Here is a 24,349-nt window from a genome sequence, read left to right as displayed (position 1 = left end):
CTAAGTAGCAGGTCAAGTGAATCGAGGAGGATGAAGCATGCTGGAAGTAATTGGTGTAGGAATCGTGGTTTATTATCTACTGGGCTGGAAAAAGCAGAGAAGTCAAAACACTTCTGATTCCAAGCAGCCTTTTATGAGCTCACTTAGCTGGTCGCTCTGTTTACTGGCCTGTATGGGGATTATTTTTCATAAATTGCCTCTCTATTTAGGTTTAGGGCTGCTTCTCTTAGTCATTGATTATTTTGATAGGGCTTAGTTATTCCTTTAGATATCAGCGAGTAAAAATAACGGTCTAGCTGGCTTTGATAGCTAGCTAGACCGTTATTTTTATTTTATAGCTTCGACAATGGACCGAGTAAATTGACGGATTGGTTTTTCGGCCTGGTCTTGGTATTGGTCAATCAATTTAATGATAGCAGACCCGATAATTACCCCATCAGAGAGGTCAGCCATTATCTTAGCCTGGCTAGGATTTGATACCCCAAAACCGATGGCGGCTGGAATATCAGGGTTGGCTTGGCGAATGGCTTGAACCATGGAGGCCAGGTCAGTTTGAATGTTTTGTCTGGTCCCGGTCACTCCCAGTGAAGACACCACATAAAGAAAGCCTTCTGCTTCTTTGACAATTTTATGGATGCGGTCATGGGAGGTGGGGGCGACCAGAGAAATTAAGGCGACACCGTATTTTTGACTGTAGGGGAGGAGTTCGCCTTTTTCTTCGTAAGGCACATCAGGCAGGATTAGGCCTTGGATCCCCACTTCCTGGCAGCGGCGCATAAATTTCTCAGGGCCGTAACCAAAGACGATATTGGCGTAGGTCATAAAGACGAGGGGAATGTCGATCTTCTCTTGGAGGCGTTCGACCATGGCGAAGACGTCATCGGTACGCAGGCCAGCCTTTAAGGCGGTTTCAATGGCGTGTTGGATGACAGGGCCTTCCGCGGTAGGATCGGAGAAGGGAATGCCGACCTCAATTAAACTGGCACCCTCCTCAGCCATAGCTTGGATATACTTTTCCGTGCTGGCGAGGTCTGGGTAACCAGCGGTGATGTATGGGATAAAGGCTTTTTTATTTTGGAAAACGGATTGAATACTAGTCATAAATTTCTTCCCCCCGGTAACGTGCAATAGCGGCACAATCCTTATCACCACGACCAGACAAGGTAATACAGATAATTTGGTCGGGGCGCATGGCTTTAGCTAATTTGATGGCGTAGGCAACGGCGTGAGCGGATTCGATGGCGGGAATAATCCCTTCCACCCGGCTAAGGTATTCAAAAGCTTGGACCGCTTCTTCATCCGTGATGGGAACATATTGGGCCCGCTTTCTGGCAGCTAAATCGGCGTGCTCAGGCCCAATGCCTGGGTAGTCAAGACCAGCAGAGATGGAATAAACCGGATTGACCTGGCCATCCGCATCTTGGGCGATGATGGTCTTCATGCCGTGGTATACTCCTGGACGTCCTACTTGCATGGTGGCAGCAGTATCTGGACTATCTACCCCATGACCCGCGCCTTCGCAACCGAATAATTGCACTTCAGGGTCATCGATAAAGGCAGCAAAAGACCCAATAGCGTTAGATCCGCCACCAACGCAGGCCAGGACCGCATCCGGCAAGCGACCTTCGCGTTGGAGAATTTCTTGACGCATTTCTCTTGAAATCACACTTTGGAAGTCACGTACCATGGTTGGGAAGGGGTGGGGACCCATGGCCGAACCGATGCAATAGTGGGTGTCTTCCATCCGCCGGCTCCATTCTTTCATGGTTTCATTGACGGCATCCTTTAAGGTCCCAGTACCTGAATCAACGGCCACCACTTGGGCACCGAGTAACTTCATCCGGTAGACATTTAAGGCCTGGCGTTCAGTGTCGTGCTTACCCATGTAAACCACACAGTCCAGGTTCAATAAGGCGCAGGCCGTAGCAGTAGCAACACCGTGCTGGCCCGCCCCGGTTTCAGCAATGATCCGGGTTTTACCCATTTTTTTAGCCAGGAGGACTTGGCCGAGGACATTATTTATCTTATGGGCCCCAGTGTGGTTGAGGTCTTCCCGTTTGAGATAGATCTTTGGTCCGCCTAGGTCTTCGGTCATATTCTTGGCGTAATAGAGTAGACTGGGGCGTCCAGCATAATTATTTAATAAATCGGTCAATTCGCTTTGAAATTCAGGGTCATTTTTGTACTTATTATAGGCAGCTTCCAATTCAATAACAGAAGGCATCAGCGTTTCTGCGACGAATTGGCCACCGTATTCTCCAAATCTTCCTTTAGACATTCTTTACCATCCTTACTATTGCTTTGATTTTCTTTGGGTCTTTGTATCCTTGACTTTCTACTCCCGTTGAAAGGTCCAGCCCAATGGGATTTACTTGTTCCATAGCCGCTTTGATATTATTGGCATTGAGTCCTCCGGCGAGGATAAAGGGGCGGTCGAAATCCTCTAAGAGCTCCCAGTTAAAAGACTTGCCACTGCCGGCCTCCTTATAGTCGAGGAGAATCTGATCAGCTGGACTGGTTTTAGCCTTTGCTAAGTCGCTAGCCTCACTAATGGCAAAGGACTTCCAAATGGACTTGTTAGTGAGATTTTGTAAATAGATAATGTCAGCTGGGCTTTCTTGGCCGTGGAGTTGGGCGATATCGATGACGCCTTCATTTAATAAGTCAGCAATAACTTCTAAATTGTAGTTGACGAAGACGCCCACTTTTTGAATCTTGGGATCGACGGCTTGACTCAAGTCATTGAGGGTGGAGAGGCTAACTGAGCGCTGACTTTTGGGATAGTCGACAATGAAACCGACATAGTCAATGGGTAGGGGGTTACAGTAGCTGATATCGACTGACCGCTTGAGGCCACATATTTTAAGCTTCATGGATCAAACTTGCCTTTCGAAAGACTTGGATAAGGGCGCTGGGGTCGGCTTGACGCATCAAGGCTTCTCCCACTAAGACGGCATCGGCGCCAATTTCATTCAGGGACTGAATATCTTCTGGTCCTTGTACCCCGCTTTCTGCGACAAAGAGAACCGAATCTGGAATCCGACTCCTTAGCTCGGCTGCATGGTTGAAGTCGACTGAGAAGTCCTTCAAGTTGCGGTTATTGACCCCGATAATCTTAGCGCCACAGGCTAAGGCCAGGTCGATTTCTTCCAGGTTATGGGTTTCCACCAGGGCACTGAGGCCTAGGTCATTACAAATACTTAAATAATTTTCTAACTTCTTGGGGTCTTGGTCTAAGAGGGTGCAGATAATCAAGACCGCATTGGCGCCCATGATTTTAGCTTCATAGATCTGATAGGGGTCGACGGTAAAGTCTTTTCTAAGCATGGGCAGATCAACGGATTGTCGGATTTCTTCAAAGATTTCCTTGGAGCCGAGAAACCACTTGGGCTCGGTCAAGACAGAAATGGCATCGACTTGGTTAGCCTGGTAGTTTTTAGCAATTTCTAAATAGGGAAAGTTTTGAGAAATGATTCCTTTAGAGGGAGAGGCTTTCTTGATTTCAGCAATCAGGCTCAGTCCTTCCTTGGCCAAGGCCTGTTCAAAGATAAGCTCTCCCTTAGCAAGACTGAGTGCGCGCTCTTTAACGGCTTCTAGGGGAAACTTGGCCTGACTGGCTTGGACCCGTTCCTTACTATGTAAGGCTAACTGCTTCAAGATCATGGGCGACTCCTTCCTGGCTAGCGGAAATATAATCTTGTAAAAGTTGGTAGGCAGCGCCAGAATCAATGATTTGACGAGCCAGTTCAATTCCTGCTTCTAGGCTATCGACTTTTCTGGCCGCATAGAGACCGGCTGCGGCGTTGAGCAGGGTAATGTCGCGTTTGGCCCCTTGTTCTTTGCCAGTTAAGATGTCGATAGTAATTTGAGCGTTGTCAGCTGGCGTTCCTCCGACTATATCAGCCTTTTGGTAGTTAGGGAAACCGTAATCTTCTGGTTTGATGGTGAAGCTTTCTTCATAGTCACCATCAAAGAAGAGGGCAGATGTAGGGGCAGAAATGGAAATTTCATCCATCCCGTCTTGGCCGTAAACCACCAATCCACGTTCAACCCCTAAATTCTTAATGACTTTGGCCATGGGTTGAATCAGGTCTTCTTGGTAGACCCCCAACACTTGGTATTTAGGTTTGGCTGGGTTAGTGATGGGTCCTAGGATATTGAAGATGGTTTTAATTCCTAGGTCTTTGCGAACGCCACTGACATTCTTCATGGAAAGGTGGTAGTTTTGGGCAAAGAGAAAGCAGATTCCCACTTGGTCCAATAATTGATTGGCTAGGTCAGGATCTTGGTAGAGATTGATGCCTAGTGCTTCAATACAGTCAGCTGCACCTGATTTGGAAGAGGCTGACCGGTTACCGTGCTTAGTAACGGGAACGCCAGCTGCGGCGATGATTAGGGAAGCGGTCGTTGAAATATTGAAGGAGTAGGATTGGTCGCCACCAGTTCCCACAATTTCTAGAGTGTCTTTTTGGGTGTCGATACTTTTGGCTTGGTCACGCATAGCCGCTGCAGCTCCTGCAATTTCTTGGTCACTGGCGCCTTTGATGGCTAGGGCGGTCAGGTAGGCAGCCATTTGCGCTTGGCTGACTTGGCCAGACATCATGGCCTTAACCGCTTGGTAGGATTCTTGGTAAGATAAGTCTTGATGATTAATTAACTGTTCGATTGCTGCTTTCATTGTTGTTCTCTCCTTTTTAGCTCTTGATAGACAAAAAAACTTGCCCTTATAACTAACTTCATTGCTGATTAGTTATAAGGACAAGTTGTTTAACCTGCGGTACCACCTTGATTGGCATTCTTTGATGCCCACTCAGGAGCGGTCATTCTGACCACCCGGGCTGATAACGCCAGCCTTGCGTCTTGCTTCTGGCTTTAGTTAAAGCCCTTGGCAAGCCTTCCAAAGGTCCATCGCTAAGGCCAGCTAAACGTCTTCCATCAACACGTTCTTGCTCTAAGCTAGCTACTTAGCTATTCCTTCGTCATAAGTTTGATTTGCAAATAAAAAAGCGTTTATCCATAAAACATTAAAAAAGTTAATGTTCTAAGGACAAGCGCTTTTCAACCTGCGGTGCCACCTTAATTGATCGCCTGGGCGATCCTCTCGAGATAAGCTAAGCAGCCTATCCCTCAACCCGGCTAACGGGGGTCAATCCGTTATGGCTACTCTCCGGTTCACCATACCCTCCAAGGCCCATCCATTAAACTAATCAGACGCTCTCACCCTTCGTCCTCGCTAATGATTAGTGGTTTAATGTTACTTCCTCTTTAACGGTTTCTTGATTTCATCCATCATAGCCAAGTCTATTAATAAAAGCAATATAAATTTAATTTTTATGAATTTTGATTATATGATCTAAATTGATCGCCTGAACCGATCCAGGTTAATTAACATGATCCTGACAATAATAGTTAATGGCTTTTTGGGAAAACTTTGCCGTACCTTCTCCTGCAAAGTTGTCGATGTTTTTGGTGAAGTTCTAAGAATAAGATTTTGTGAGTTAATCAGACTTTTTATGATTAGGAAGAGAATGGTATACTTAATAAACCGAGATGTCAGGAAAGGAGCGGTAGAGATGGCTGAGAGAATATTTGTGGTTGAGGATGATCCGGTGATTGCGGCCGGCCTGGAGCGGGAACTGACCAAGTGGCACTATCAGGTCAAAAAGGCAGAAAACTTTGAAGCGATTGACCAGGAATGTCGAAGTTTTGATCCCCATTTAGTCCTCTTAGATTTGAACTTGCCGTCTTATGATGGTTATTACTGGTGTCAGATGATCCGTAAAGACAGTGCGGTTCCCATCCTTTTCCTATCGGCCCGCGATACCAGTATGGACCAAGTCATGGCCATGCAGGTGGGTGGCGACGATTATGTCACCAAACCCATCGACCTGCCCCTCTTACTAGCCAAGGTCCAAGCTCTCTTACGCCGGGCCTATCGCTACAGTTCAGCCAGTGAGCTCTTGTCCTTTGCTGGGGTCCAACTGGATCCCACTAAGGCTAGGCTGCTTTACCAAGGCCAGGTTAGCGACTTAACAGCTACGGAACTGCTCATCCTTAAGCAACTCTTTCAAGCTCAAGGGGACTATGTCAGCCGGGAAAGCTTGATGGAGGAATGTTGGTTGGGGGAGAGTTATATTGATGACAATACCTTAGCGGTCAATATTTCTCGCTTGCGTAAGAAATTAGCTCAGCTGGGGCTGGCAGATTTTATCAAGACCAAGAAGCGGGTAGGCTATGCCTTAAATGAGGAGGTTGCTAGTCAGTGAAAGACTTTCTTAAGCGTCAAGGGTTGACCCTTTTTACTATGGCTTTTACCTTTCTGGTTTTAGTATTAGCGGTCCTACTTTTTGATTTAGATGTCATGGTCGCCCGTTTTCTCTTGCTTTTCTTGGCTTTCTTTTATGGGCTGACCTTGCTGTTGGCTTACTGGCTGTCAGGGCGGCAGGTGGACTACCACCAACTCTATCTGGAGAGTCAGGCTAAGGCTGAAGCTGACCGGGTCCAAGCTGACCTGGTCAAGCAGGAGCAGCAGGGCTATTTTTTGACTTGGCTTCATCAGATTAAGACCCCAATCGCAGCCGCCAAGCTCCTCATCCAGGACCTAGAACCTCAAAGAAAGGATGACTTGGAAGCCCAACTGTTAGCGATCGAGAATTATACCACCATGGTTCTCACCTATTTGAAGGTAAGTAATGAACAAAAGAACCTGCAGATTAAAGCCGTCAGTCTGGATGCCCTCATTGCTCCCTTACTTAAAAAGTACCGACGGATCTTTATTAATAGTCATACCCGCCTCCACTACCAAGCCATTCCTGATCAAGTCATGACTGATCCGACGGCTTCAGAAATCATGATTGAGCAGGTCCTCAATAATGCCCTGAAGTATGCTTCTGGTCGCGAGATTTGGATTACTTATCAAGCGGACCAGGCCTGCCTGACTATTAGGGACAATGGCCGGGGGATCAAGGCCAGTGACTTGCCCAAGGTCTTTGACCAGGGCTATTCGGCCTTCTTAGGCAAGTCTTTGCGACGGTCAACGGGGATTGGTCTCTTTCTGGTCAAGCAATTGGCTGATCGCTTAGATCAACCGGTAGAATTAGACTCTACTTGGGGTGAGGGGACCACAGTTAGGATTTACTTCCACCAAGATGCCTTTAGCGCGTCTTAGCTTACAATTTTGTAAGATTGGGTCCTGCTTTTGTTAGTTTAGATAAAAGCAGGGCGCTTTTTTTCTTTCTATAATAAAGGCAAAGAATGGAGGAAAGAAGAAATGCTATTAAACGTGATTCATTTAGAAAAAATATACGGCCAGGGTGGCAATGCCACGACGGCTTTACGGGACGTGACTTTTCAAGCAGAAGCTGGCGAGTTCGTGGCTATTATGGGGGAGTCCGGCTCAGGAAAATCTACCCTGTTAAATATTATTGCTACTTTGGATAAGGCGACGGGTGGCCAAGTCTTCTTAAATGATCAATCCTTGGCTGCCTTAGGAGAAAGTGACCTCGCTGCCTTTCGCCGCCAGGAGCTGGGTTTTGTCTTCCAAGATTTCAATATGCTGGACACTTTCACCAACCGGGATAATATCCTCCTACCCTTAGTGCTTTCCAATATGGATTATCCAGAAATGGAGCGGCGTTTAGCTAAAATTGCGCCCTTACTCGGGATCGAAGACTTATTGGACAAGTATCCCTATCAGATTTCTGGCGGACAGCAACAGCGGGTGGCCATTGGTCGGGCCATTATTACCCAACCTAGCCTGATTCTTGCAGATGAACCCACTGGAGCCTTAGATTCTAAAAACAGTGAAGCAATCATGAAGCACTTCACCCAGTTAAACCAACAAGGCATGACCATCTTCATGGTGACCCACTCCTTACGTTGTGCGGCTTATGCTAAGCGCGTTCTCTTTATTAAGGACGGGGTGGTCTACCATGAAATTTACCGGGGCGAGGATTCCTTAGCTGATTTTCAGGAGAAGATCGCCGATAGTCTCTCCTTTTTAAACCGGGAGGAGGTCTAGTATGAACCGACGCTTAACTTGGCAATTAGCCAAACGTAATTTAAAGGTCAGCAAGGTGATTATTCTCCCTTTTCTCTTGGTGAATTCGCTTTTGTTTGCCCTTCAATATGTGATGATCTCTTTAATTGGCAACCAATTTGTCTTAGAACGAAATCCTTATTTTCCAACGGTAATGACCTTTGCAGCCGTTATTAGCTTTTTCTTAGCCCTAGCCTTTATCCTTTACGCCAATAACTTTATTCAAAAGCGGCGTAGCAAGGAGTTTGCCCTCTATAGCGTATTGGGCATGGAAAAGCGGCATATCAAGTCCCTACTCGCTCGGGAAAGTCTCTTACAGCTGGGATTTATCCTTCCCTTATCCCTAGTTGGTGGCCATCTGATTGGGACTTTTGCCTTTATGGCCGTCAACAAAGTCATGCGCCAATCGGGGATGACCTTAATGGACTATCCCGTGAAGTGGGAGGTCGCTTTGATCACTATTCTTGAGATTCTTTTGGTGCATGGCCTGATTTATCTATTAAACCGCCGCCGTATTCAAAAAAATAACCCCCTTGAACTGATGGAGAGGGGTCAGGCAGGAGAAAAAGTCCCTAAGGGGAATATTTTTGTGGCCTTACTCGGTCTGGCCTTGGTGGGGACCGGCTACTACATTTCACTGACCACAACCAATATTATGCAGGTCATTTATCAATTGCTCCTAGCTATTGTCTTAGTTGTCTTGGGGACTTATTGCCTCTATAATTCTCTATCAATTATGTTTTTAAACTGGCAGAAACAACGGAAGTCCTATTACTATCAACCTAAGCATTTTCTAACGGTTTCCGGGATGCTTTATCGGATGAAGGCCAATGCCTGGAGTTTAGCTTCCATTGCCGTTCTTTCGACCGGGGTTATGCTGGTCCTCGGTTTAACCGTTTCAACTCAACGGGGGATTGAAAATTTGATTGACCGTTTTCAAGCCAGAGACTATAAAATTGAATTGCGGGGGCCAGTGGTTGAGGAATCATTAGACCAGCAACTCGAGCGTTTAGAGACAGCAGTTGATCAAGTTAGTCAGTTAGCCCCTTTGGAAGAGGTTAACTACCAGTTGAGCTTTGGCCAGTTAGCTCTTAGCCAAGTGGAGGATAAGAGCTTAGTCTTACAAGCCTTTACCCCAGATAACCAAGTCACTGAGGGTCTGGTTTTCTTTGGAGAAAGTTTGGATGGCTATAACCAAAACTATGCCAGTCAAGAAAGTTTGGCAGAAGACCAGGTCTTAATGGCCACTAGCCAAGACCAATTGGATAAGGTAGACCAAATTAAATTAGGGGATAAGGCTTACCAAGTCAAGCGTATGCCTAAGGACCGTTTACCGGTGGTGGCGGGGCTGGATGCCTTGATGCTGGTTTTTCCTAGTCAAGAGGCCTTAGTGCAAGCCTACCAAGCGGCCAATACTAGTCAAGACATTGGTTATCTCAAGAGCCCGCTAAGTTATAATGTGACTTTTGATGCTAAGGACAATAAGGATGTCATTGACCAACATTTGGAGGATTATGATGGAGAAGGGATTGAAATCACTTCTAAAACAGTTTTTCGAGAATCTTTCTATCAGCTCAATGGCAGTTTTATTAGTATCGGCGCCATTGTTTCTCTAGTTTTATTGATTGGTTGTTTCTTGATGCTCTACTACAAGCAGCTCTCTGAAGGGCAGGAAGATATGAAAAACTATCGAATTATGCGCCAAATCGGTTTGCCAAATTCCTTGATCAAGGCAAGCATTCGCCAGCAGATTTTCTGGGTCTTTGTTTTACCGCTCTTGACCGCGGTTATTCATATGGGCTTTGCCTATCCCATTCTGCGCCAGGGTTTAGGTCTGATCGCTATCAAGGACCGGGTGCTTATTTTAAGCAGCTTCTTTGCGGTCATTGTTTGCTTTAGCCTGGTTTATTATCTCATGTACGTCTTGACTTCTAAAGCCTATTACCAGATGGTCACTGCTGACCAGTAATTGAGTCGGCTATTTTAGACTGTTAAAGTGATACAAAAGGAGGTTGCATTGATGACTGAAGAATATACAACAAAAGGGAAGGGTTGGGGCCAGCGTTTCTTGGATATTTTGAAATGGTTGGCCTTGATGGTTTGGGCAACCCTGCCTTTTGGATTAATGTTTGTGGTTAACAGCCGTTCCCACATGTTCTCCTGGCCCGTAGTGGCTGAGCTGACGCTCTTAGTGCTGGTATTTGCCTATCTGACCTATCGCTTTCTTTATAAGTTTTATTACAAGCGCGCCCAAGGCAAGGATAACTTTGATCGCTTGGGGTGGAAAGATATTGGCATTAGCTTTCTCTATTATCTTGGCTTCCGAGTGGTGGCGGTAGGTTTGACCATGGCCAACCAAGCCCTCTACGGCAGTGAGCTATCGGCCAATGACCAGCTGCTATTCTCGGGAGATCCCAACCTGGTATCGCCGATATCCAATATTACCTTTTTCGTAATGATGGGCTTTGTGGTACCTGTCCTAGAAGAATTGGTCTTTCGCGGCATCTTCCAGCACCTTTTCTTTAAGGCCGAAAGTTTCTGGTGGCCGCTAGTCTTGAGTTCGCTAATTTTTGGTCTCAACCACATGTCTAATAACCCCATTGAGGCGCTCATGTATATTCTCCTGGGTGCCGCCCTCTATCTAGCCTACCGGCGACGCAGGAACATTAAGGACGCCATCCTACTCCATATGATGAACAACGGTGTCGCGGCAGTTATCCTGTTAGGCTCCTATCTCTACCAAGTTTTCGGCTAAGTCACTACTCTCACTCCCTTTAAGTTGGGAGCCTAAATTAGATGGCTAGCTTTTCAAGGCAGTCTTTCTTTCAAATGATTGAAAAGACTGTCTTTTTACTATATAAAAATATTTTCAGGTAAGATTTTTCATCTAGCGGAATGGTTTTTACTTGAAAATGAAAGCGCTTTATATTAAATTATATAGGAAGGCTATTTTACTTATTCAAAAGGAGGAAAAATCATATGGCAGATTATGTTGCAGGTACTGAAGTTAAGGACTTAAAAATCGTTAACTTATATGATGTAGAAGAAGAAGCTAGAGAAATTATCCCTGAAGCAGGATATGGTTACATTCGTTCTGGTGCAGGGGATGAATTCACTCTAAGAAGAAATATTACCTGTTTTAACAGCAAAGGGATCCTACCACGGGTGATTGGTGATGTTGAACATCCAGATACATCAACTAGTTTCCTAGGAAAAGATTACTCAGCACCCTTCTTCTATGCACCAATCGCTGCTTTAGGTATTGCTCATGAAGAAAAAGAAATTGGTATGGCTAAAGCCTTTAACGAATTCGGCACCGCCTTTTCAATTTCCTCTTATGCTGGATCAAGCTGGGATGAAATGGCTCCTTCCTATGAAGACTATGAAGACCGCCCACGTTACTTCCAGTTATATATGAGTAAGAACCACGACTTCAATGAAGCCATGTTAAATGAAGCCAAAGACTTTGGTTGCCAAGCTATTATTTTAACTGCGGACTCTACCGTTGAAGGGAACCGTGAATTAAATAAACGAAATCATTTTACTTATCCATTTGGTATGCCAATCGTTGAACGCTACTTAGCAGGTTCCGGCGAAGGAATGGCGCTAAAAGATGTCTATGCTTCCTCTAAACAAAAGATTTCACCAAAAGACATTGAATACATTAAATCCATTTGTGACCTACCCGTAATGCTTAAAGGGGTACAAACGCCTGAAGATGCTTTGAAGGGTATCGGTGCTGGTGCGGATGTTATTTACGTGTCCAACCATGGGGGACGTCAATTAGACGGGGCTCCTGGATCCTTTGAAACCCTTGAAGCGATTGCTCAAGCCGTTCAAGGCGAAGTGCCAATTGTCTTTGACTCCGGTATCCGTCGTGGTGAACATGTCTTTAAAGCCTTGGCAGCAGGTGCAGATGTCGTAGGTATTGGACGTCCAGCCCTATACGGCCTCGCTCTAGGTGGACATAAGGGTGTTCTTTCTGTATTGAACTACTTAAAAGACGACTTAACCCGGATTATGCAGTTAACCGGTTGTCAAACTATTGAAGACATTAAGAATGCACGTCTAACCGACCTACCTGCATATAATGAAGCGGAATTAAGACACCACGGTTACTAAAATCAAATAAATAACTAAGAAGAGACGCTAACGGACGTGACCAAGCTGTTTTTACTGAGCTTTTGGGGCCGTTAGGGTCTTTTTTTGCTTTGAATTTATTTTCACAACCGAAGAAAACTTTGCTAGTGACGACAGCAAAGTCCGCTATAACAACATGTGAAAGCCAATAAAAACTGGGATTTTTTTGTAATTATTTGTCATTTTAATTACCAATCTTTAGTTTAGTAAGGTATAATGGGGTTCGTACAAGTCGTTATAGATTTTAGGAGGTATATTTAATGGCTTTTTTAGTAAATGGTAATGAAATTTTGAAGGACGCACGTCGCAACCAATATGCGGTGGGAGCCTACAATACAAACAATCTCGAATGGACCCGTGCCTTAGTGAGCGGCGCTAAAGAAACCAGAACCCCATTATTGATTCAAGTATCTACTGGTGCTGCTAAATATATGGGTGGTTACAAATTAGTTCGTGACTTAGTGCTTAACGTGATGGATAGCATGGATATTGATGTTCCAGTTATCTTGAACTTAGACCATGGTGATTTCGAATCAGCCAAAGAATGTATCGAGTTAGGTTATTCTTCTGTTATGTTCGATGGTCATAAATTACCAGTTGAAGAAAACCTTGCTAAAACTAAAGAAATCGTTCGTTTAGCTCATGAACGTGGTATTGCTGTTGAAGCTGAAATCGGTAAAATTGGTGAAAACCAAGGTGTCGGTGAATTAGCTTCTGTTGAAGATGCGATTCGTTTTGCTGAAGCGGGCGTAGACCGTCTTGCTTGTGGGATTGGTAACATCCACGGTGTTTACCCAGAAGGTTGGGAAGGCTTAAACTTCGACCGCTTGAAAGAAATTTCTGACGCTGTTGATGTTCCGCTTGTTTTACACGGTGGTTCTGGTATTCCTCAAGACCAAGTGAAGAAAGCTATTTCTTTAGGTATTGCTAAGATCAACATCAATACTGAATTCCAATTAGCCTTCCAAAAAGCTACTCGTGAATACATCGAAGCTGGTCATGACCAAGACCGTTCAAACAAAGGTTTCGACCCACGTAAATTGTTAAGACCTGGTACTGACGCAATTACTGAATCCATGAAAGAAATGATTTCTTGGATGGGTACTCGTCCAATTGACGACAGAGACTCTAAATTTGTCTTCGATGAAGCTTCCTTAAACGAAGAATAATCAAGTTTATATACATAAAAAGAAAGGATTGTGACTTAGTCGCAGTCCTTTTTTCTATAAGCAAAATATTTTTAATTGGTCTACTGGCTTGCTATACTCTGTATATCGTTAATGTAAAAAGCCAAAAAATGGAGGATTTAATTTATGACACAATTTAAAGATCTTGCTGCTAAGCGTCGTTCGATTTACCATATTGGAAAGAATACTGACCACAGTTCTAAAGAAATCGTTGACGCTTTAAAAGCAGTCTTAAAAGATGTGCCAACGGCCTTTAACAGCCAAACTTCACGCATTGTGATTGCTTTTGGTGACAAGCACCAAGCCTTATGGGATGAAATTTACCAAGTCCAAGAAGGTGTTTTAGAAGGTGACATGTGGGAACAAATGTCTGGCGTGATTCAAGGTGCTAAAGAAGGTTTAGGAACCATTCTTTTCTTTGAAGATTTAAATGAAGTTGAAAATATGCCAGCTAACCCAGAACGTTCAACTGCTTACAAGGAAAATAACAGTGCCAACCACCAATACGCTGCTTGGTTAACCTTAGCTGAATTAGACTTAGGAGCAACTTTGCAACACTTTAATATTGGTTATGAACAAGGCTTCGATAAGTCTATCCGTCAAATGTTTGACTTACCAGATTCATACGCCATGTTAGCGCAAATGCCTTTTGGTTCTATTGAAACCCCTGCTGGCGACAAAGACTATATCGACCAAGATGAAAAAGTACGTGTTTACGAATAAAAAATTGTAGTTCAATAAAAGTTAAAACAACCGGTAGGGAGAAAATCCTACCGGTTGTTTTTATTAGCTATTGCTTAATTCTTGGGCTGCGCTGATCCAATTTTTCCACTCTAGGGCCAGGTGGAGGCAGTGGTCTTTAACAATATAGCTGGGACAAGCAGCAGGAAATTCGACTAGGGTCTTGGCTTCCATGCCGGTCTCGGTATTCCTAAATTGGTGACGTATCCCCCCTACTGGGATGCCATTGGCCAAGTAAGCCAGTCCCACCATTTGTAAGGGATAAGCAGGATCAGCTTGACTGACCAGTCCCTGGTCGCTTGAAAAATCAATAAAAAATTGTATGGGCAGGGGACTGGCCCCGGCGGTCTCTATTACCTCAAATAGTTGTCCCCTTGGCTCTAGGACATAGTGCTCAGGATTAGCTTCCAGGTTAATTTGGCGAATTTCAGTACTATCCTTGCTGACGAAATCTTTGGCCAGGGGAGCAAATTCTTCGATAGTTAGTTCATCCACTTCAAGAGTACAAGCGGCATATTTTACCCGGCCAAATGAAAGCCGACTAATATAACGCATAACAAGAGCCATAAGCTTTAACTTCCATCCCAAGCGGTGGACGATTTCTTCATAGCTTAGTGATTGCTTCAATTGATTGAGCTTATTTCTCAGTGTTGTTAAATTGTCTGCAGGCTTAGGCGGATTTCCCAGATTTTTAAGCGCCTGGCGGGTGTGCCGATATTCCCAGTTATCTAGTTTTTCCTGACAGACCACTTGGCCGGCTATGGTTATTTTCATGATGTTTACCTCTAGTTGATTCTTAGTAGTAATGAATTATGGCTTATTTTTGCCTTTAAGTCTACAATTTATTGTCAAAGTATGCTATACTAATCGTATTGATCCAATTTGATCTCGGGATGTAGCACAGCTCGGTAGCGCACTAGCATGGGGTGCTAGGGGTCGCAGGTTCAAATCCTGTCATCCCGATTGTATATTTTCTTTCTAAATGGAAGGAAAGTTAACGCATAAAATCGCTTGAGGAGACCACAGATGTCTGCTTAGGCGATTTTTTCATTGATGTGGTTAATTTCATGATCATTTTTAGCGATCACAGCTAATAGAATAAATATAGTTATATGGAGAAATCCTATCATATCAAGCTTTTTGCTGATAGGATAAGCAAAACAAGATGGTTTTCAAAAAGAAGTCATGCTAGAATAGATTGAGTTTGATAGAGGGGGAGAATGACTATGACTAATAAAATTTTGACCACACATGTAGGTTCCTTACCACGGACAGAGGCCTTGTTGGAGGCTAATAAACGCCGTACTGCGGGTACGATTGCTGAAGACGAATTTAACCAAATTATTGCTGAGTCGGTTGACCAAGTTGTGAAAAAGCAAAAAGAAATTGGGATTGACCAAGTGAATGATGGGGAATACGGTCACGTGACTTCAGGTGCGGTCGACTATGGTGCCTGGTGGAACTATTCCTTCTACCGCTTACGTGGACTAGAGATGACGGATGAAGACCGTTGGGCCAAGAGTGAAGCCATTCGTTCCACTCCAGGGAATATTAAATTGACCAACTTTCCTGACCGTCGTGACCGGCAAAAATTTAGAGCAGCCTATGAAGACCCTGATTCAGGGGTTTTAGGCAGACGTAACAAGGTGGCTAACCCAGTTTTTGCCGATAAGGTGACCTATATCGGCCAAGACCAAGTCAACCGTGACGTCAAACTCTTGACCGAAGCCTTAGAAAAATATGATATTAAACAAGGCTTTATGGCGGCCATTTCTCCAGGAGCAGCGGCGCGTTTGGAAGACCGTTATTACCACGACGAAGAAGCGCTCTTAAATGATGTTGCCGATGCCTTACATGAAGAATACAAGGCCATTACGGATGCGGGCTTAATTGTCCAATTAGATGCTCCAGACCTAGCCGAAGCTTGGGACCAAATTAACCCGGAACCAAGTCTGAAGGACTTCCAAGCTTGGCTGCAAAAACGTGTCGATGCAGCTAACCGGGCCTTGGAAGGTATTGACCCTAGCTTGGTCCGCTTACATATCTGCTGGGGGTCTTGGCATGGACCGCATACCACCGATATTCCGTTTGAAGATATCGTGGACCAATGCTTACAAATCAAGGCGGGCTCTTTCTCCTTTGAAGCTTCAAGCCCTCGTCATGGTCATGAATGGCGCGTCTGGGAAAAAGCAGGGCGCTTGAAAGCCGGGCAAAAGATTGTCCCAGGCTTTGTTTCTCATTCCACCAATGCAGTTGAACACCCACAATTAATCGCAGACCGGATTGAACGTTTTGCTCAATTAGTGGGGCCAGAAAATGTCATTGCCTCAACTGACTGTGGTCTGGGTGGTCGTTTGCATGAGCAAATTGCCTGGGCGAAACTGGAATCCTTAGTTGAAGGGGCAGCCATTGCTTCTAAGCGTCTCTTTGGCTAATCAAAGAGCTTCAATTAGAAATAAGACTTTTCCAAAAGCTGTGACTTTGTTCCCAGCTTTTTTGATTGCCAATTTTTTCAGTGACAGCCTTTTAAATTGTTTTTATGGATAGATAAAATTATGGTAAGCAATTTTTTAATGATAAAATAAGCGTAAAGAGTGAGGAAAGTGTTTTTGGGATCAGGCTAGTCTCTGGTCGTTTGTGTGCTCTTGAAGCATTGAAAGGATGGTTAACCATGCGGATAGGCAAGGTCTTAAAGCGAATTGACCGTGATGAACGCTACGTGGTGGAGAAAGATACCGGTTTAGTTCACGGCCAGGTCAATGGTTATACTTTATTAGTTGATATGATGCATTTAGGTCAAGAATACGATATCGTTTTTCATCTAAGCAAAGAGGGCCAGCTGCCTGACCGGCAAGAACTTCTCTCCAATATGCCTAAGCATAAAAATTTGAAAAATGTGCAGGTTGAAGGCAATAAGGTTACCTATAAGGCGCGAACAGCTTTTTTAGTCCAATCCACTGTAGATAGTTTATTTGAAATGGTGGATTTAATTACTCAAGTCCTTAACGACTTATCCTACCAAGACGCCTCCTAGCTTTGTCGAATGACATGATTAAGCGAAGTAAAAAAGCCATGTTGTTTTTTTCAACATGGCTTTTATTGTTTTCCTTGTGTGTAAAGGGCTTAATTTTGTTTGGCGTAGAGGGATTCGCCGATGGCATTGAGCCGGTCTTCCCATTCTTCATCACTGAGTTCGTGTTCTTTGACGTAGAGATTACGTGGGTGGCGGCGACATTCTGCGGAACAGCCCCGTAAGTATTTATCTTCGTTTTCCTTAGAAGAGAAGAACTGCTTATTGCATTCAGGGTTAGCACAGTTAACGTAGCGGGCACAAGCTTGGCCGTCGTAGTGGTCTTTGGAGATGATGGTTGGGTTGACGTGGTTGATCGGAACTGAGATCCGTTCGTCAAAGACATACATCTTGCCTTCCCACAAGTCGCCTTGTACTTTAGGGTCTTTGCCATAGGTATCGATACCACCTTCGAGTTGGCCGACCTTGTCGCCGATACCTTCTCGTAGCATCCAACCGGAGAATTTTTCGCAACGGACACCCCCGGTACAGTAGACGGCGACTTTTTTATCCATAAATTTTTCCTTGTTGTCTCTAACCCATTGGGGGAGTTCACGGAAACTACGGATATCAGGGCGGATGGCACCTTTGAAGTGGCCAAGGTCATATTCGTAATCGTTTCGGGTATCTAAGACCACGGTATCCTCATCTAAGAGGGCTTGGTGGAATTCTTCAGGTTTCAAATAGTCACCGGTGATATCCAGTGGACTCAAGTCGTCATCCAAACTCAAAGACACGATTTCGTTACGAGACCGCACAAACATTTTCTTGTGGGCGTAGTCATCGGCTTCATCAATCTTGAACCAAACATCTTCAAAACCGGGAAGAGAGTGTAGGTGGTCCATATATTGGTCAGTTTGTTCTACTGTTCCTGACACCGTCCCGTTGATGCCTTCTTCACTGACCAGAATGCGGCCTCTTAAGCCAATCCGTTTACAGAAGACCAGGTGTTTCTTGGCAAATTGGTCGGGATCGTCAATGTCTTGGTACTTGTAATATAGTAATACGCGATAGTCTTTACTCACGTAAAATCTCCTCCTTTGTAGTTGCAGGCTACAAATCACTCTTATATTCACTATACTACCCAGGAGCGGGAATTACCAATTTGCTGGCTTAGTTGGCTACTTTGGATAGAGTCAGGGCATCGTTTGAAGAACGAATTCAAAAAAGGCTGCGACATTTGTCACAGCCTGGTTTTCTGTTTAACTAATTAATATTTTAATTAATAAACGTTATTAAAGTAAGCATCGATGGCATTAGCGGTTGCTTGAACTAATTTGTCTTGGTAATTAGTATTTCTCAAACGACTTAATTCTTGGGAGTTGTCACCAAAACCATATTCAATCAATACGGCAGGAATATCGGTTTCACGTAGGACTGCAAAGGTATTGGATTGAACACCACGGTTTACAGCGCCGGTAGAGCCAATCAATTGATTTTGAATTTGTTTAGCTAAGTAGGCACTATTGGTCAGCCGTTGGGCATTATTGTGGTAAGGGTTAATTTGAGATGGATAATTGGTAAAGTATTGATAATAGTAAGTTTCAATCCCTTGGGCGGTGCCGCGGTTAGCTGCTCCCATGGAGTTATGGTGCATGGAAACAAAGATATCGGCATTGGATCCGTTAGCGATTCGACTCCGTTGGGTTAGGTCAGTATCGCTAGTTCCAGGACGGTCAGTGAGGACGCGGTAGCCGCGGTTTTGTAGGACTCGGGTTAATTTATCGGCTAAGTTCTTATTTAGCGTTCCTTCGTTGACGCCGGCGTATGCGGCACCTGACCAATTACCATGGCCTGGGTCTAACATGACTGTCCGCACCCCATCATAGGTTTGAGTGATGTTCATCGGTTTGACCGGTGCGTTCGGAATTTGTAAGACTTGACCATGAGCCAGATAGTTACCGCTGATGCCGTTCGCATTCCGGAGGGATTGAGGACTGATACCAAAGGCGTTAGCAATACTGTTGACGGTTTCGTTAGGGCCAACTGTGTAAACTAAACTGGTGGTTACAGTGCTTACTTGGTCTTTAGGAATGGTTAGAACTTGGTTAGTGTAGAGCACATTACTGCTTAAACCACTGGCTTGACGGATACCCTCAACGGTTACGCCGTATCTTTGGGCGATGGACCAGAGTGACTCGCCGTGGCTAACCACGTGTTGGTTAGGGCCAGGTGTCTTGGTGCCGCGTTGGACGATTTGGTCGACGGGTTGTTTAGTTACTTTTTCATCAATTTGTTGACGGCTGACTTCCTTACCGTCTTGGTAAGTGACTTCATAAGTGACGGTCTTTTCACCATTTTCACCTTTTTGTAAGACTTTTTGGCTGCCAGCCTTGTAGTCATTATTGTCGGTATACTTGGTTTGGAAAGGAATGCTTACTTTTTGGGTAAGGATTTTTTTCGTGCTTAATGCCTTAGTCCCCACATGGACAACTTTATCTTCAGCCGGAACATATTCAATCGTCTTTTCAGAACGGTTAATTTCTTTACCTGCTTGGCTTTGGATGGTGGTTTCAACTACGCGTTTGCCTTCCTTGCCTTCTTGGACAGTTTTTTCTTGTCCTAGAGCTAATTGGTCATCAGCAACATATCTCACGCCCGGGTGGATAATGAAGGTCTTTTGAAGGCTTACTGAAGTGATTTCGTCAGCTGGCTTTTCTTGATCCTTATTGGTCTTGTCTTCTGCTGTCTTTTCTGGAGCGGGTTGACTAGTTTCGGACTTGTCCTTAGTTGTTTTTTCAGGAGCCGGTTGACTGCTTTCAGCTTTGTCCTTTTCCTTATTGTCGGCTTTGGGGTTGGACTCTGCTTGAACTTCTTTTTCCTTCACTAACTTTTCAGTTGGCGCTTGGTCTTTGTTCTTAGTTTCCTGAGCCTCTGAATCTTTGTTTGTATTGGCGTCTTCTAATTTTTCATCAATAACAGTTGGTTTTTCTTCACTTTCTGCCTTGTTTTGTTCTGGTTCAGCCTTTGCTTCAGTAGCCTGTTGATTTTCCTTACCAGCGTTTTCTTCTGGCAGGGCAGTGTCAACGGATGCAGGATTTTCTACGATGTGCCCGCTAAGACCGCTTTCTGGGTTTACCGGTTGAGAATTGCCTGGTGCGCTGTTTACATCACCTGCTGGTGCTTGGCTTTGAGGGGTTAAGACCGTAATCTTCACATTTTCAGCTAAGTCTTTTTCAATAGCTGCCTCAGTTGCTGCTGGGCTTAAATCAGCACTGGCTTGGTCTTGACCTTGACCGTTGGCTGGCGCCTTTGGTGCGCTAGTTTCACTGGTGGTTGTCGCTGGGCTAACTGTTTTAGTTGATTGAGTCCCACCATTATTTTGGCTAAGTGGGGAGAGGACCCCAGTTAATAAGTCACCAGTAAAGATTAGGTGGATATTGCCTAAATGGTTAGCTTGAGCCAAGCTGTTGAGGTCTTGGCCAGTCGCTTCAGCGAGTACGCTGAGAGTATCTCCCCATTGAACAACGTAAGCTTGGTAGCCGGCTGCTTGTTGGCGGGCGATCTCAGCCTTGACTTGGTCGACACTGTTCTTGGTCCAAGTTCCTTTAATGCGTTTGAGCGCATCCTGACTGGCTTGTTTGATTTGTCCATTTTCGCTCAGTTGGTCTTTACCCGCAAAGTCAGAACTGGAGAAATTTTTAATTCCTTGACTGGCCAGGGTGTTGACATTGGCTCTTACTTCTTCATTACCTAATGAAACCGCACCTAGTGAGCCGGCTAGGAGTAAACTAGCGACCACCCATTTACCTTTTGATTTGTGCATTGTTTTTTTAGATTTTTTCTCTTGGAAAAAATTGCCTTTCATGCTGATACTCCTTTTATGAATTGTTTATTATCTTGTTTTTTAAAGTTTAAATCTTTTTAAAATTGGTTAGACAAATAATATTGTAACAGGAATTTTAAAAATGTTCATTAAAATACGAAGAAATTCACTGATTTTGTTTTTTTATCACCTAATAAAATCGCTTGGCTTTTATAACAAGAACTGCTTGAATGAAGGAGTATCTGCCAGGGGTTTATTTCGCGTGATTATGGGGAAATATGCTATGATAACCATGATTGTATTAGTGAAAAAGAAAAGAGGTATTTATGTTAAAACGAATTGCGAAAATTCCAGCGGGGACTTTCTTAGTGCCAATGATTATTTCTATGTTATTGATCTCTTTCTTCCCCGGAATGTACGATGTTTTTGGTGGAACCACCCAGGCGGCTTTCCAGAATGGAACTAGTGTGGTGATTGGCTTCCTGGTTTTTGCAGCGGGAACGACCTTAGATTTTGAAAAAATTGGTCCTTTACTAAAGCGGCACTTGCCTATGGTTGTCTTCAAGTTGATTTTATCCACCTTGTATATTTTGGCTTTCTACTGGCTCTTTGGTCTGGAAGGGATTTGGGGGATTAATCTCTTAACCTTTGCCTGTGTCATCTATTCTTTAAATCCAGCTGTGGCTTTAGCCATCCATAGTGAGTATGGTGATCAGCAATTTGGTGCTGTTTATGGGATCTACGGTATTCTTGGTATGTCTTTTACCCCTTTAATCCTACTCAGTGTCCTTACTGCGAGTGGGAGCGGTAGTGCTGGAATGGACTGGAATCCGATTATCTCGATTTTTATCCCCCTTATTGTAGGGGCTGTACTGGGGAATCTTGATCCTGATTTTGCGGATTTCTTCTCGCCTCTGATCGGTAAACTGCTTCCCTTTTTAGGTTGGAATTTAGGGGTAGGGATGAACTTGATGGATGCGATTTCTTCTGGCCTATCCGGTGTATTGATGGCAGTGCTTTTCATGGTCTTGATGCTACCTTTAATCTTATTTGATAAGTATGTGGCCAAGGTTAATGATGGGGTAGATGGTGTGGCTATCATGAATGTAGGGGGCGTGTCGGTAGCTAACCCGGCCATTATTGGAGCCGCCTTACCTGCTGCTTTTGCCAATCAAGTGACCTCGGCGACCGCTATCGTGATGATGGTATGTATTATTACCTCTCTTGTTTCACCAGCCTTGGCTCAAAAGCTATCCAAGGAAAGCGAAGACGAACGCTTAGAGAGGGAACTTTCTTAAAAAATATTAGGAAAGAAAATAGAAAAAGCACTTAAATCACGCTGCTTAGGAGTGGCTGTTTAAGTGCTTTTTGTGTTTTTAAAAGCTAACTTCTAAAGGATTGGAGCTTTATGATCGCATTTTATGATCATAGACCATAAAAATTAAGGGCTTGTATCTGACATAAAAAAATATATAATAGACCTATTGAAAAATTACTTATTTAAAGTAAGTGAAAGGGTGACATTGATGTTTGATTTATTGGCATTAATTACGATTCTATTATTATTTTTAGTTTTACGCTGGCAGGCGAGTCAGGGCAAATCCTTTACGGTGCGGGTTTTGACCGCGACCTTTTTAGGAATCGGCGCTGGCTTGGTCTTTGCTGGTCATACGGCCTATGTGGGGGCGATTGGTACCATATACGCTCATTTATTGAAGGCGATTGTGGTACCGGTCCTCTTTTTCTCTATTATCTCAACGGTTTCTTCATTAGGAAACCTAAAAACTTTAACCACAATTGGGGCTAAGACTATTGGCGTGCTTTCCTTGCACAATGTTTTAGCCTCAGTGACCACCATTGTTGCGGCTTTGACCTTAGGGGTAGGGCGTAACGCGCACATTGATCTCCCCAGCAATGTGGAAGTCAAGGAAGTTCCGACTCTCACCCAAGCGGTGATTAATTTCTTCCCGCAAAATATTATTGAGGATGCAGCCAATAACCGGGTGATTCCTATTATTGTCTTTTCTTTATTTGTTGGGATTGCTATTCTGACTTATCAAAATAAGGCAGAAATTAAGGCTTTCACTGATTTTATCGATGCTGGCCACCAAGTGATCTTCAAGGTAGCTGCTTTGATTACCCGCTTTACCCCCTATGCCGTTTTAGCGCTCTTAACTGATAAGCTGGGCGGCTTGAACTTAGCCTCCTTAGGGTCTCTATTATTAGCTTTAGCGACTTTATATCTAGTCACTCTCTTCCATTCATCAGTGACCACTGGGGCAATTATTGGCCTCTTAGGTCGGCTGAATCCCTGGATCTATTTAAAACGTTTCTTCTCAGTGTGGATGATTGCTTTTTCAACCCAAAGTTCAGTAGGCTCGGTTCCTGCTAATGTTAGTGCCCAAAAGGAGATGGGGGTTCCCGAACACATCGCTTCCTTTACTTCTTCCATTGGAACGACTTTTGGGATGCCAGGTTGTGCTGCGGCTTGGCCGGTCCTCTTAGCTATCTTTACCATTAATGCTTTGGGGTTGGATTTTGGTCTACTTGATTATCTTTATATGGTGGTTGTTGCCCTCTTAGTATCAGCGGGGACAGTCGGTGTTCCCGGCACGGCGACCATTACCGCAACGGCTATGTTTACCGCTATTGGCCTACCGGTAGAAATGATTATTGTATTAACTCCAATTTCAGCCATTGCCGATATGGCTAGAACCGCAACCAACGTCACTGCTTCGGGGTCGACGGGACTTTTGGTTGCTCGCTTTGAAAAGGTCTTAAACCTTGACCAATACTATGACAATGATGGACAAGAAGGTAAGGCTTACGCCAATTCATAAGGAATAACTCGAAAGAAAAAGAGTGTGATTAGTCCACTTGGAATGGACTAGCCACACTCTTTTCTTTGATTATTGGTTAATCTCGCGTCGATTTTCTACAACTAGGTTACCTAAGAAGCGGTAGAGCGGCAAGATGTGAGTTTGCTTAGGAAATTCAAAGGTCAAGCTTTGGGTATCTTCCTCACGGGGACGACGGTAAATGTTATTGAGATAAGTGATGGTGATTTCACTATCATCAAAGGCCAAGCCGGCACTCTCCATTTCTACATCAACGATATGGCTGAGGTAAAGGGAACGGAAGGCAGTTTTCTTCCCGCTAGCGCCTTGTTTATCGACTAAGATGATCCGAATATTAGTAAAAATGATAGCGTCCCGGACCAATTGGTAGCCGGAATAAATTTCTTCATCCTTAAAGAGAAAATCGCCGTATTCCTCATTGAGTTCGTCTTGATCTTTTTGGGAAAAGTTTCCCAGGGCTCCTTGCATTAAGCTATTCAAATTAAAAGCCATCCAAACATACTCCTTCTCATACTATTTATCCCATCCTAACACAGTCCGTTCGAGAGA

General features: G+C 44.2%; 22 protein-coding genes, 1 tRNA gene and 1 other annotated feature. Of the genes, 14 read left to right on the top strand and 9 right to left on the bottom strand.

Translation table 11 applies throughout. The annotated features are described in order from the left end of the window. Window positions 1-37: 37 nt before the first annotated feature. Window positions 38-256 (top strand): hypothetical protein, encoded by a 219-nt coding sequence (locus tag JFU01_RS04230; protein ID WP_195855777.1) that lies wholly within the window; start codon window positions 38-40, stop codon window positions 254-256. A gap of 71 nt (window positions 257-327) precedes the next feature. On the opposite strand, the gene trpA is transcribed toward JFU01_RS04230, so the two are convergent. From trpA to trpD, 5 genes are read right to left on the bottom strand one after another with little or no spacing between them, the layout of a single operon-like run. Next, entirely contained in the window at window positions 328-1,101 is a 774-nt protein-coding gene (gene trpA, locus JFU01_RS04225; RefSeq protein WP_195855778.1) for a tryptophan synthase subunit alpha, read from the bottom strand. Then, entirely contained in the window at window positions 1,094-2,278 is a 1,185-nt protein-coding gene (trpB, locus tag JFU01_RS04220; RefSeq protein ID WP_195855779.1) for a tryptophan synthase subunit beta, read from the bottom strand. Before trpB ends, trpA begins: the two co-directional genes overlap by 8 nt. Next, a complete protein-coding gene (locus JFU01_RS04215) occupies window positions 2,271-2,873 on the bottom strand; it encodes a phosphoribosylanthranilate isomerase (protein ID WP_195855780.1) in 603 nt (200 codons plus the stop codon). The genes trpB and JFU01_RS04215 overlap by 8 nt, the downstream gene beginning before the upstream one ends. Beyond that, window positions 2,863-3,663, bottom strand: coding sequence for an indole-3-glycerol phosphate synthase TrpC (gene trpC, locus JFU01_RS04210; protein ID WP_195855781.1), 801 nt, complete (start codon window positions 3,661-3,663; stop codon window positions 2,863-2,865). Before trpC ends, JFU01_RS04215 begins: the two co-directional genes overlap by 11 nt. After that, a complete protein-coding gene (gene trpD / locus JFU01_RS04205; protein WP_195855782.1) occupies window positions 3,635-4,678 on the bottom strand; it encodes an anthranilate phosphoribosyltransferase in 1,044 nt (347 codons plus the stop codon). The genes trpC and trpD overlap by 29 nt, the downstream gene beginning before the upstream one ends. Window positions 4,679-5,040: 362 nt before the next feature. Further along, window positions 5,041-5,278 (bottom strand) — a binding site (T-box leader). 295 nt (window positions 5,279-5,573) lie between these two features. On the opposite strand from trpD, the gene JFU01_RS04200 reads away from it, so the two are divergent. The 8 genes from JFU01_RS04200 to JFU01_RS04165 all read left to right on the top strand — a co-directional run bounded on the left by JFU01_RS04200 (window position 5,574) and on the right by JFU01_RS04165 (window position 14,088). After that, window positions 5,574-6,266 (top strand): response regulator transcription factor, encoded by a 693-nt coding sequence (locus JFU01_RS04200; RefSeq protein ID WP_195855783.1) that lies wholly within the window; start codon window positions 5,574-5,576, stop codon window positions 6,264-6,266. Then, a complete protein-coding gene (locus JFU01_RS04195) occupies window positions 6,263-7,168 on the top strand; it encodes a sensor histidine kinase (protein ID WP_195855784.1) in 906 nt (301 codons plus the stop codon). Before JFU01_RS04200 ends, JFU01_RS04195 begins: the two co-directional genes overlap by 4 nt. A 102-nt stretch (window positions 7,169-7,270) precedes the next feature. Then, window positions 7,271-8,020 (top strand): ABC transporter ATP-binding protein, encoded by a 750-nt coding sequence (locus JFU01_RS04190; protein WP_195855785.1) that lies wholly within the window; start codon window positions 7,271-7,273, stop codon window positions 8,018-8,020. Window position 8,021: 1 nt separating this feature from the next. Continuing rightward, on the top strand, window positions 8,022-10,007 hold the full coding sequence (locus JFU01_RS04185; protein ID WP_195855786.1) for an ABC transporter permease: 1,986 nt from the start codon (window positions 8,022-8,024) through the stop codon (window positions 10,005-10,007). 51 nt (window positions 10,008-10,058) lie between these two features. Continuing rightward, a complete protein-coding gene (locus tag JFU01_RS04180) occupies window positions 10,059-10,793 on the top strand; it encodes a CPBP family intramembrane glutamic endopeptidase (RefSeq protein ID WP_195855787.1) in 735 nt (244 codons plus the stop codon). A gap of 224 nt (window positions 10,794-11,017) precedes the next feature. Continuing rightward, window positions 11,018-12,160 carry an alpha-hydroxy-acid oxidizing protein gene (locus tag JFU01_RS04175; RefSeq protein ID WP_195855788.1) on the top strand — a complete coding sequence of 381 codons (1,143 nt, stop codon included), beginning with the start codon at window positions 11,018-11,020 and terminating at the stop codon, window positions 12,158-12,160. A 278-nt stretch (window positions 12,161-12,438) separates the two neighbouring features. Then, window positions 12,439-13,347, top strand: a complete 909-nt coding sequence (locus JFU01_RS04170) for a class II fructose-bisphosphate aldolase (RefSeq protein ID WP_195855789.1) — start codon at window positions 12,439-12,441, stop codon at window positions 13,345-13,347. A 144-nt stretch (window positions 13,348-13,491) separates the two neighbouring features. Further along, a complete protein-coding gene (locus tag JFU01_RS04165; protein WP_111852405.1) occupies window positions 13,492-14,088 on the top strand; it encodes a nitroreductase family protein in 597 nt (198 codons plus the stop codon). A 63-nt stretch (window positions 14,089-14,151) separates the two neighbouring features. On the opposite strand, the gene JFU01_RS04160 is transcribed toward JFU01_RS04165, so the two are convergent. Continuing rightward, window positions 14,152-14,880, bottom strand: a complete 729-nt coding sequence (locus tag JFU01_RS04160) for a hypothetical protein (RefSeq protein ID WP_195855790.1) — start codon at window positions 14,878-14,880, stop codon at window positions 14,152-14,154. A gap of 115 nt (window positions 14,881-14,995) precedes the next feature. On the opposite strand from JFU01_RS04160, the gene JFU01_RS04155 reads away from it, so the two are divergent. The 3 genes from JFU01_RS04155 to JFU01_RS04145 all read left to right on the top strand — a co-directional run bounded on the left by JFU01_RS04155 (window position 14,996) and on the right by JFU01_RS04145 (window position 17,140). Next, window positions 14,996-15,069, top strand: a tRNA-Pro gene (locus JFU01_RS04155). Between the two features lie 263 nt (window positions 15,070-15,332). Beyond that, window positions 15,333-16,541, top strand: a complete 1,209-nt coding sequence (locus JFU01_RS04150; protein ID WP_195855791.1) for a cobalamin-independent methionine synthase II family protein — start codon at window positions 15,333-15,335, stop codon at window positions 16,539-16,541. A 236-nt stretch (window positions 16,542-16,777) separates the two neighbouring features. Beyond that, the gene (locus JFU01_RS04145) at window positions 16,778-17,140 is read left to right on the top strand and encodes a hypothetical protein (protein ID WP_195855792.1); all 363 of its coding nucleotides are present in this window, start codon (window positions 16,778-16,780) and stop codon (window positions 17,138-17,140) included. A gap of 89 nt (window positions 17,141-17,229) precedes the next feature. On the opposite strand, the gene trhO is transcribed toward JFU01_RS04145, so the two are convergent. Beyond that, window positions 17,230-18,201, bottom strand: a complete 972-nt coding sequence (gene trhO, locus JFU01_RS04140; RefSeq protein ID WP_195855793.1) for an oxygen-dependent tRNA uridine(34) hydroxylase TrhO — start codon at window positions 18,199-18,201, stop codon at window positions 17,230-17,232. A gap of 197 nt (window positions 18,202-18,398) precedes the next feature. Further along, window positions 18,399-20,984, bottom strand: a complete 2,586-nt coding sequence (locus JFU01_RS04135) for an N-acetylmuramoyl-L-alanine amidase (RefSeq protein ID WP_195855794.1) — start codon at window positions 20,982-20,984, stop codon at window positions 18,399-18,401. 284 nt (window positions 20,985-21,268) lie between these two features. Between JFU01_RS04135 and JFU01_RS04130 the strand changes: the two genes are divergently transcribed. Beyond that, entirely contained in the window at window positions 21,269-22,240 is a 972-nt protein-coding gene (locus JFU01_RS04130; protein ID WP_195855795.1) for a 2-keto-3-deoxygluconate permease, read from the top strand. A 228-nt stretch (window positions 22,241-22,468) separates the two neighbouring features. After that, complete coding sequence (locus JFU01_RS04125) at window positions 22,469-23,782, top strand: dicarboxylate/amino acid:cation symporter (protein WP_195855796.1); 1,314 nt, start codon at window positions 22,469-22,471, stop codon at window positions 23,780-23,782. A gap of 69 nt (window positions 23,783-23,851) precedes the next feature. Here the strand turns inward: JFU01_RS04125 and JFU01_RS04120 are convergent, their stop codons facing one another. Beyond that, on the bottom strand, window positions 23,852-24,292 hold the full coding sequence (locus tag JFU01_RS04120) for a PH domain-containing protein (protein WP_195855797.1): 441 nt from the start codon (window positions 24,290-24,292) through the stop codon (window positions 23,852-23,854). Window positions 24,293-24,349: the final 57 nt, after the last annotated feature.

The organism is Aerococcus sp. Group 2, assembly GCF_905125285.1.
Lineage (GTDB): Bacteria > Bacillota > Bacilli > Lactobacillales > Aerococcaceae > Aerococcus > Aerococcus urinae_E.
Note: the sequence above shows the minus strand (reverse complement) of the source record. Positions and strands in the feature narration are given on the sequence as shown.

Excerpts from the sequence above, each read along its gene's own strand:
- JFU01_RS04230 (WP_195855777.1), top strand. The coding sequence starts at position 38 with ATGCTGGAAGTAATTGGTGTAGGAATCGTGGTTTATTATCTACTGGGC.
- trpA (WP_195855778.1), bottom strand. The coding sequence starts at position 1,101 with ATGACTAGTATTCAATCCGTTTTCCAAAATAAAAAAGCCTTTATCCCA.
- trpB (WP_195855779.1), bottom strand. The coding sequence starts at position 2,278 with ATGTCTAAAGGAAGATTTGGAGAATACGGTGGCCAATTCGTCGCAGAA.
- JFU01_RS04215 (WP_195855780.1), bottom strand. The coding sequence starts at position 2,873 with ATGAAGCTTAAAATATGTGGCCTCAAGCGGTCAGTCGATATCAGCTAC.
- trpC (WP_195855781.1), bottom strand. The coding sequence starts at position 3,663 with ATGATCTTGAAGCAGTTAGCCTTACATAGTAAGGAACGGGTCCAAGCC.
- trpD (WP_195855782.1), bottom strand. The coding sequence starts at position 4,678 with ATGAAAGCAGCAATCGAACAGTTAATTAATCATCAAGACTTATCTTAC.
- JFU01_RS04200 (WP_195855783.1), top strand. The coding sequence starts at position 5,574 with ATGGCTGAGAGAATATTTGTGGTTGAGGATGATCCGGTGATTGCGGCC.
- JFU01_RS04190 (WP_195855785.1), top strand. The coding sequence starts at position 7,271 with ATGCTATTAAACGTGATTCATTTAGAAAAAATATACGGCCAGGGTGGC.
- JFU01_RS04185 (WP_195855786.1), top strand. The coding sequence starts at position 8,022 with ATGAACCGACGCTTAACTTGGCAATTAGCCAAACGTAATTTAAAGGTC.
- JFU01_RS04180 (WP_195855787.1), top strand. The coding sequence starts at position 10,059 with ATGACTGAAGAATATACAACAAAAGGGAAGGGTTGGGGCCAGCGTTTC.
- JFU01_RS04175 (WP_195855788.1), top strand. The coding sequence starts at position 11,018 with ATGGCAGATTATGTTGCAGGTACTGAAGTTAAGGACTTAAAAATCGTT.
- JFU01_RS04170 (WP_195855789.1), top strand. The coding sequence starts at position 12,439 with ATGGCTTTTTTAGTAAATGGTAATGAAATTTTGAAGGACGCACGTCGC.
- JFU01_RS04165 (WP_111852405.1), top strand. The coding sequence starts at position 13,492 with ATGACACAATTTAAAGATCTTGCTGCTAAGCGTCGTTCGATTTACCAT.
- JFU01_RS04160 (WP_195855790.1), bottom strand. The coding sequence starts at position 14,880 with ATGAAAATAACCATAGCCGGCCAAGTGGTCTGTCAGGAAAAACTAGAT.
- JFU01_RS04150 (WP_195855791.1), top strand. The coding sequence starts at position 15,333 with ATGACTAATAAAATTTTGACCACACATGTAGGTTCCTTACCACGGACA.
- JFU01_RS04145 (WP_195855792.1), top strand. The coding sequence starts at position 16,778 with ATGCGGATAGGCAAGGTCTTAAAGCGAATTGACCGTGATGAACGCTAC.
- JFU01_RS04135 (WP_195855794.1), bottom strand. The coding sequence starts at position 20,984 with ATGAAAGGCAATTTTTTCCAAGAGAAAAAATCTAAAAAAACAATGCAC.
- JFU01_RS04130 (WP_195855795.1), top strand. The coding sequence starts at position 21,269 with ATGTTAAAACGAATTGCGAAAATTCCAGCGGGGACTTTCTTAGTGCCA.
- JFU01_RS04125 (WP_195855796.1), top strand. The coding sequence starts at position 22,469 with ATGTTTGATTTATTGGCATTAATTACGATTCTATTATTATTTTTAGTT.
- JFU01_RS04120 (WP_195855797.1), bottom strand. The coding sequence starts at position 24,292 with ATGGCTTTTAATTTGAATAGCTTAATGCAAGGAGCCCTGGGAAACTTT.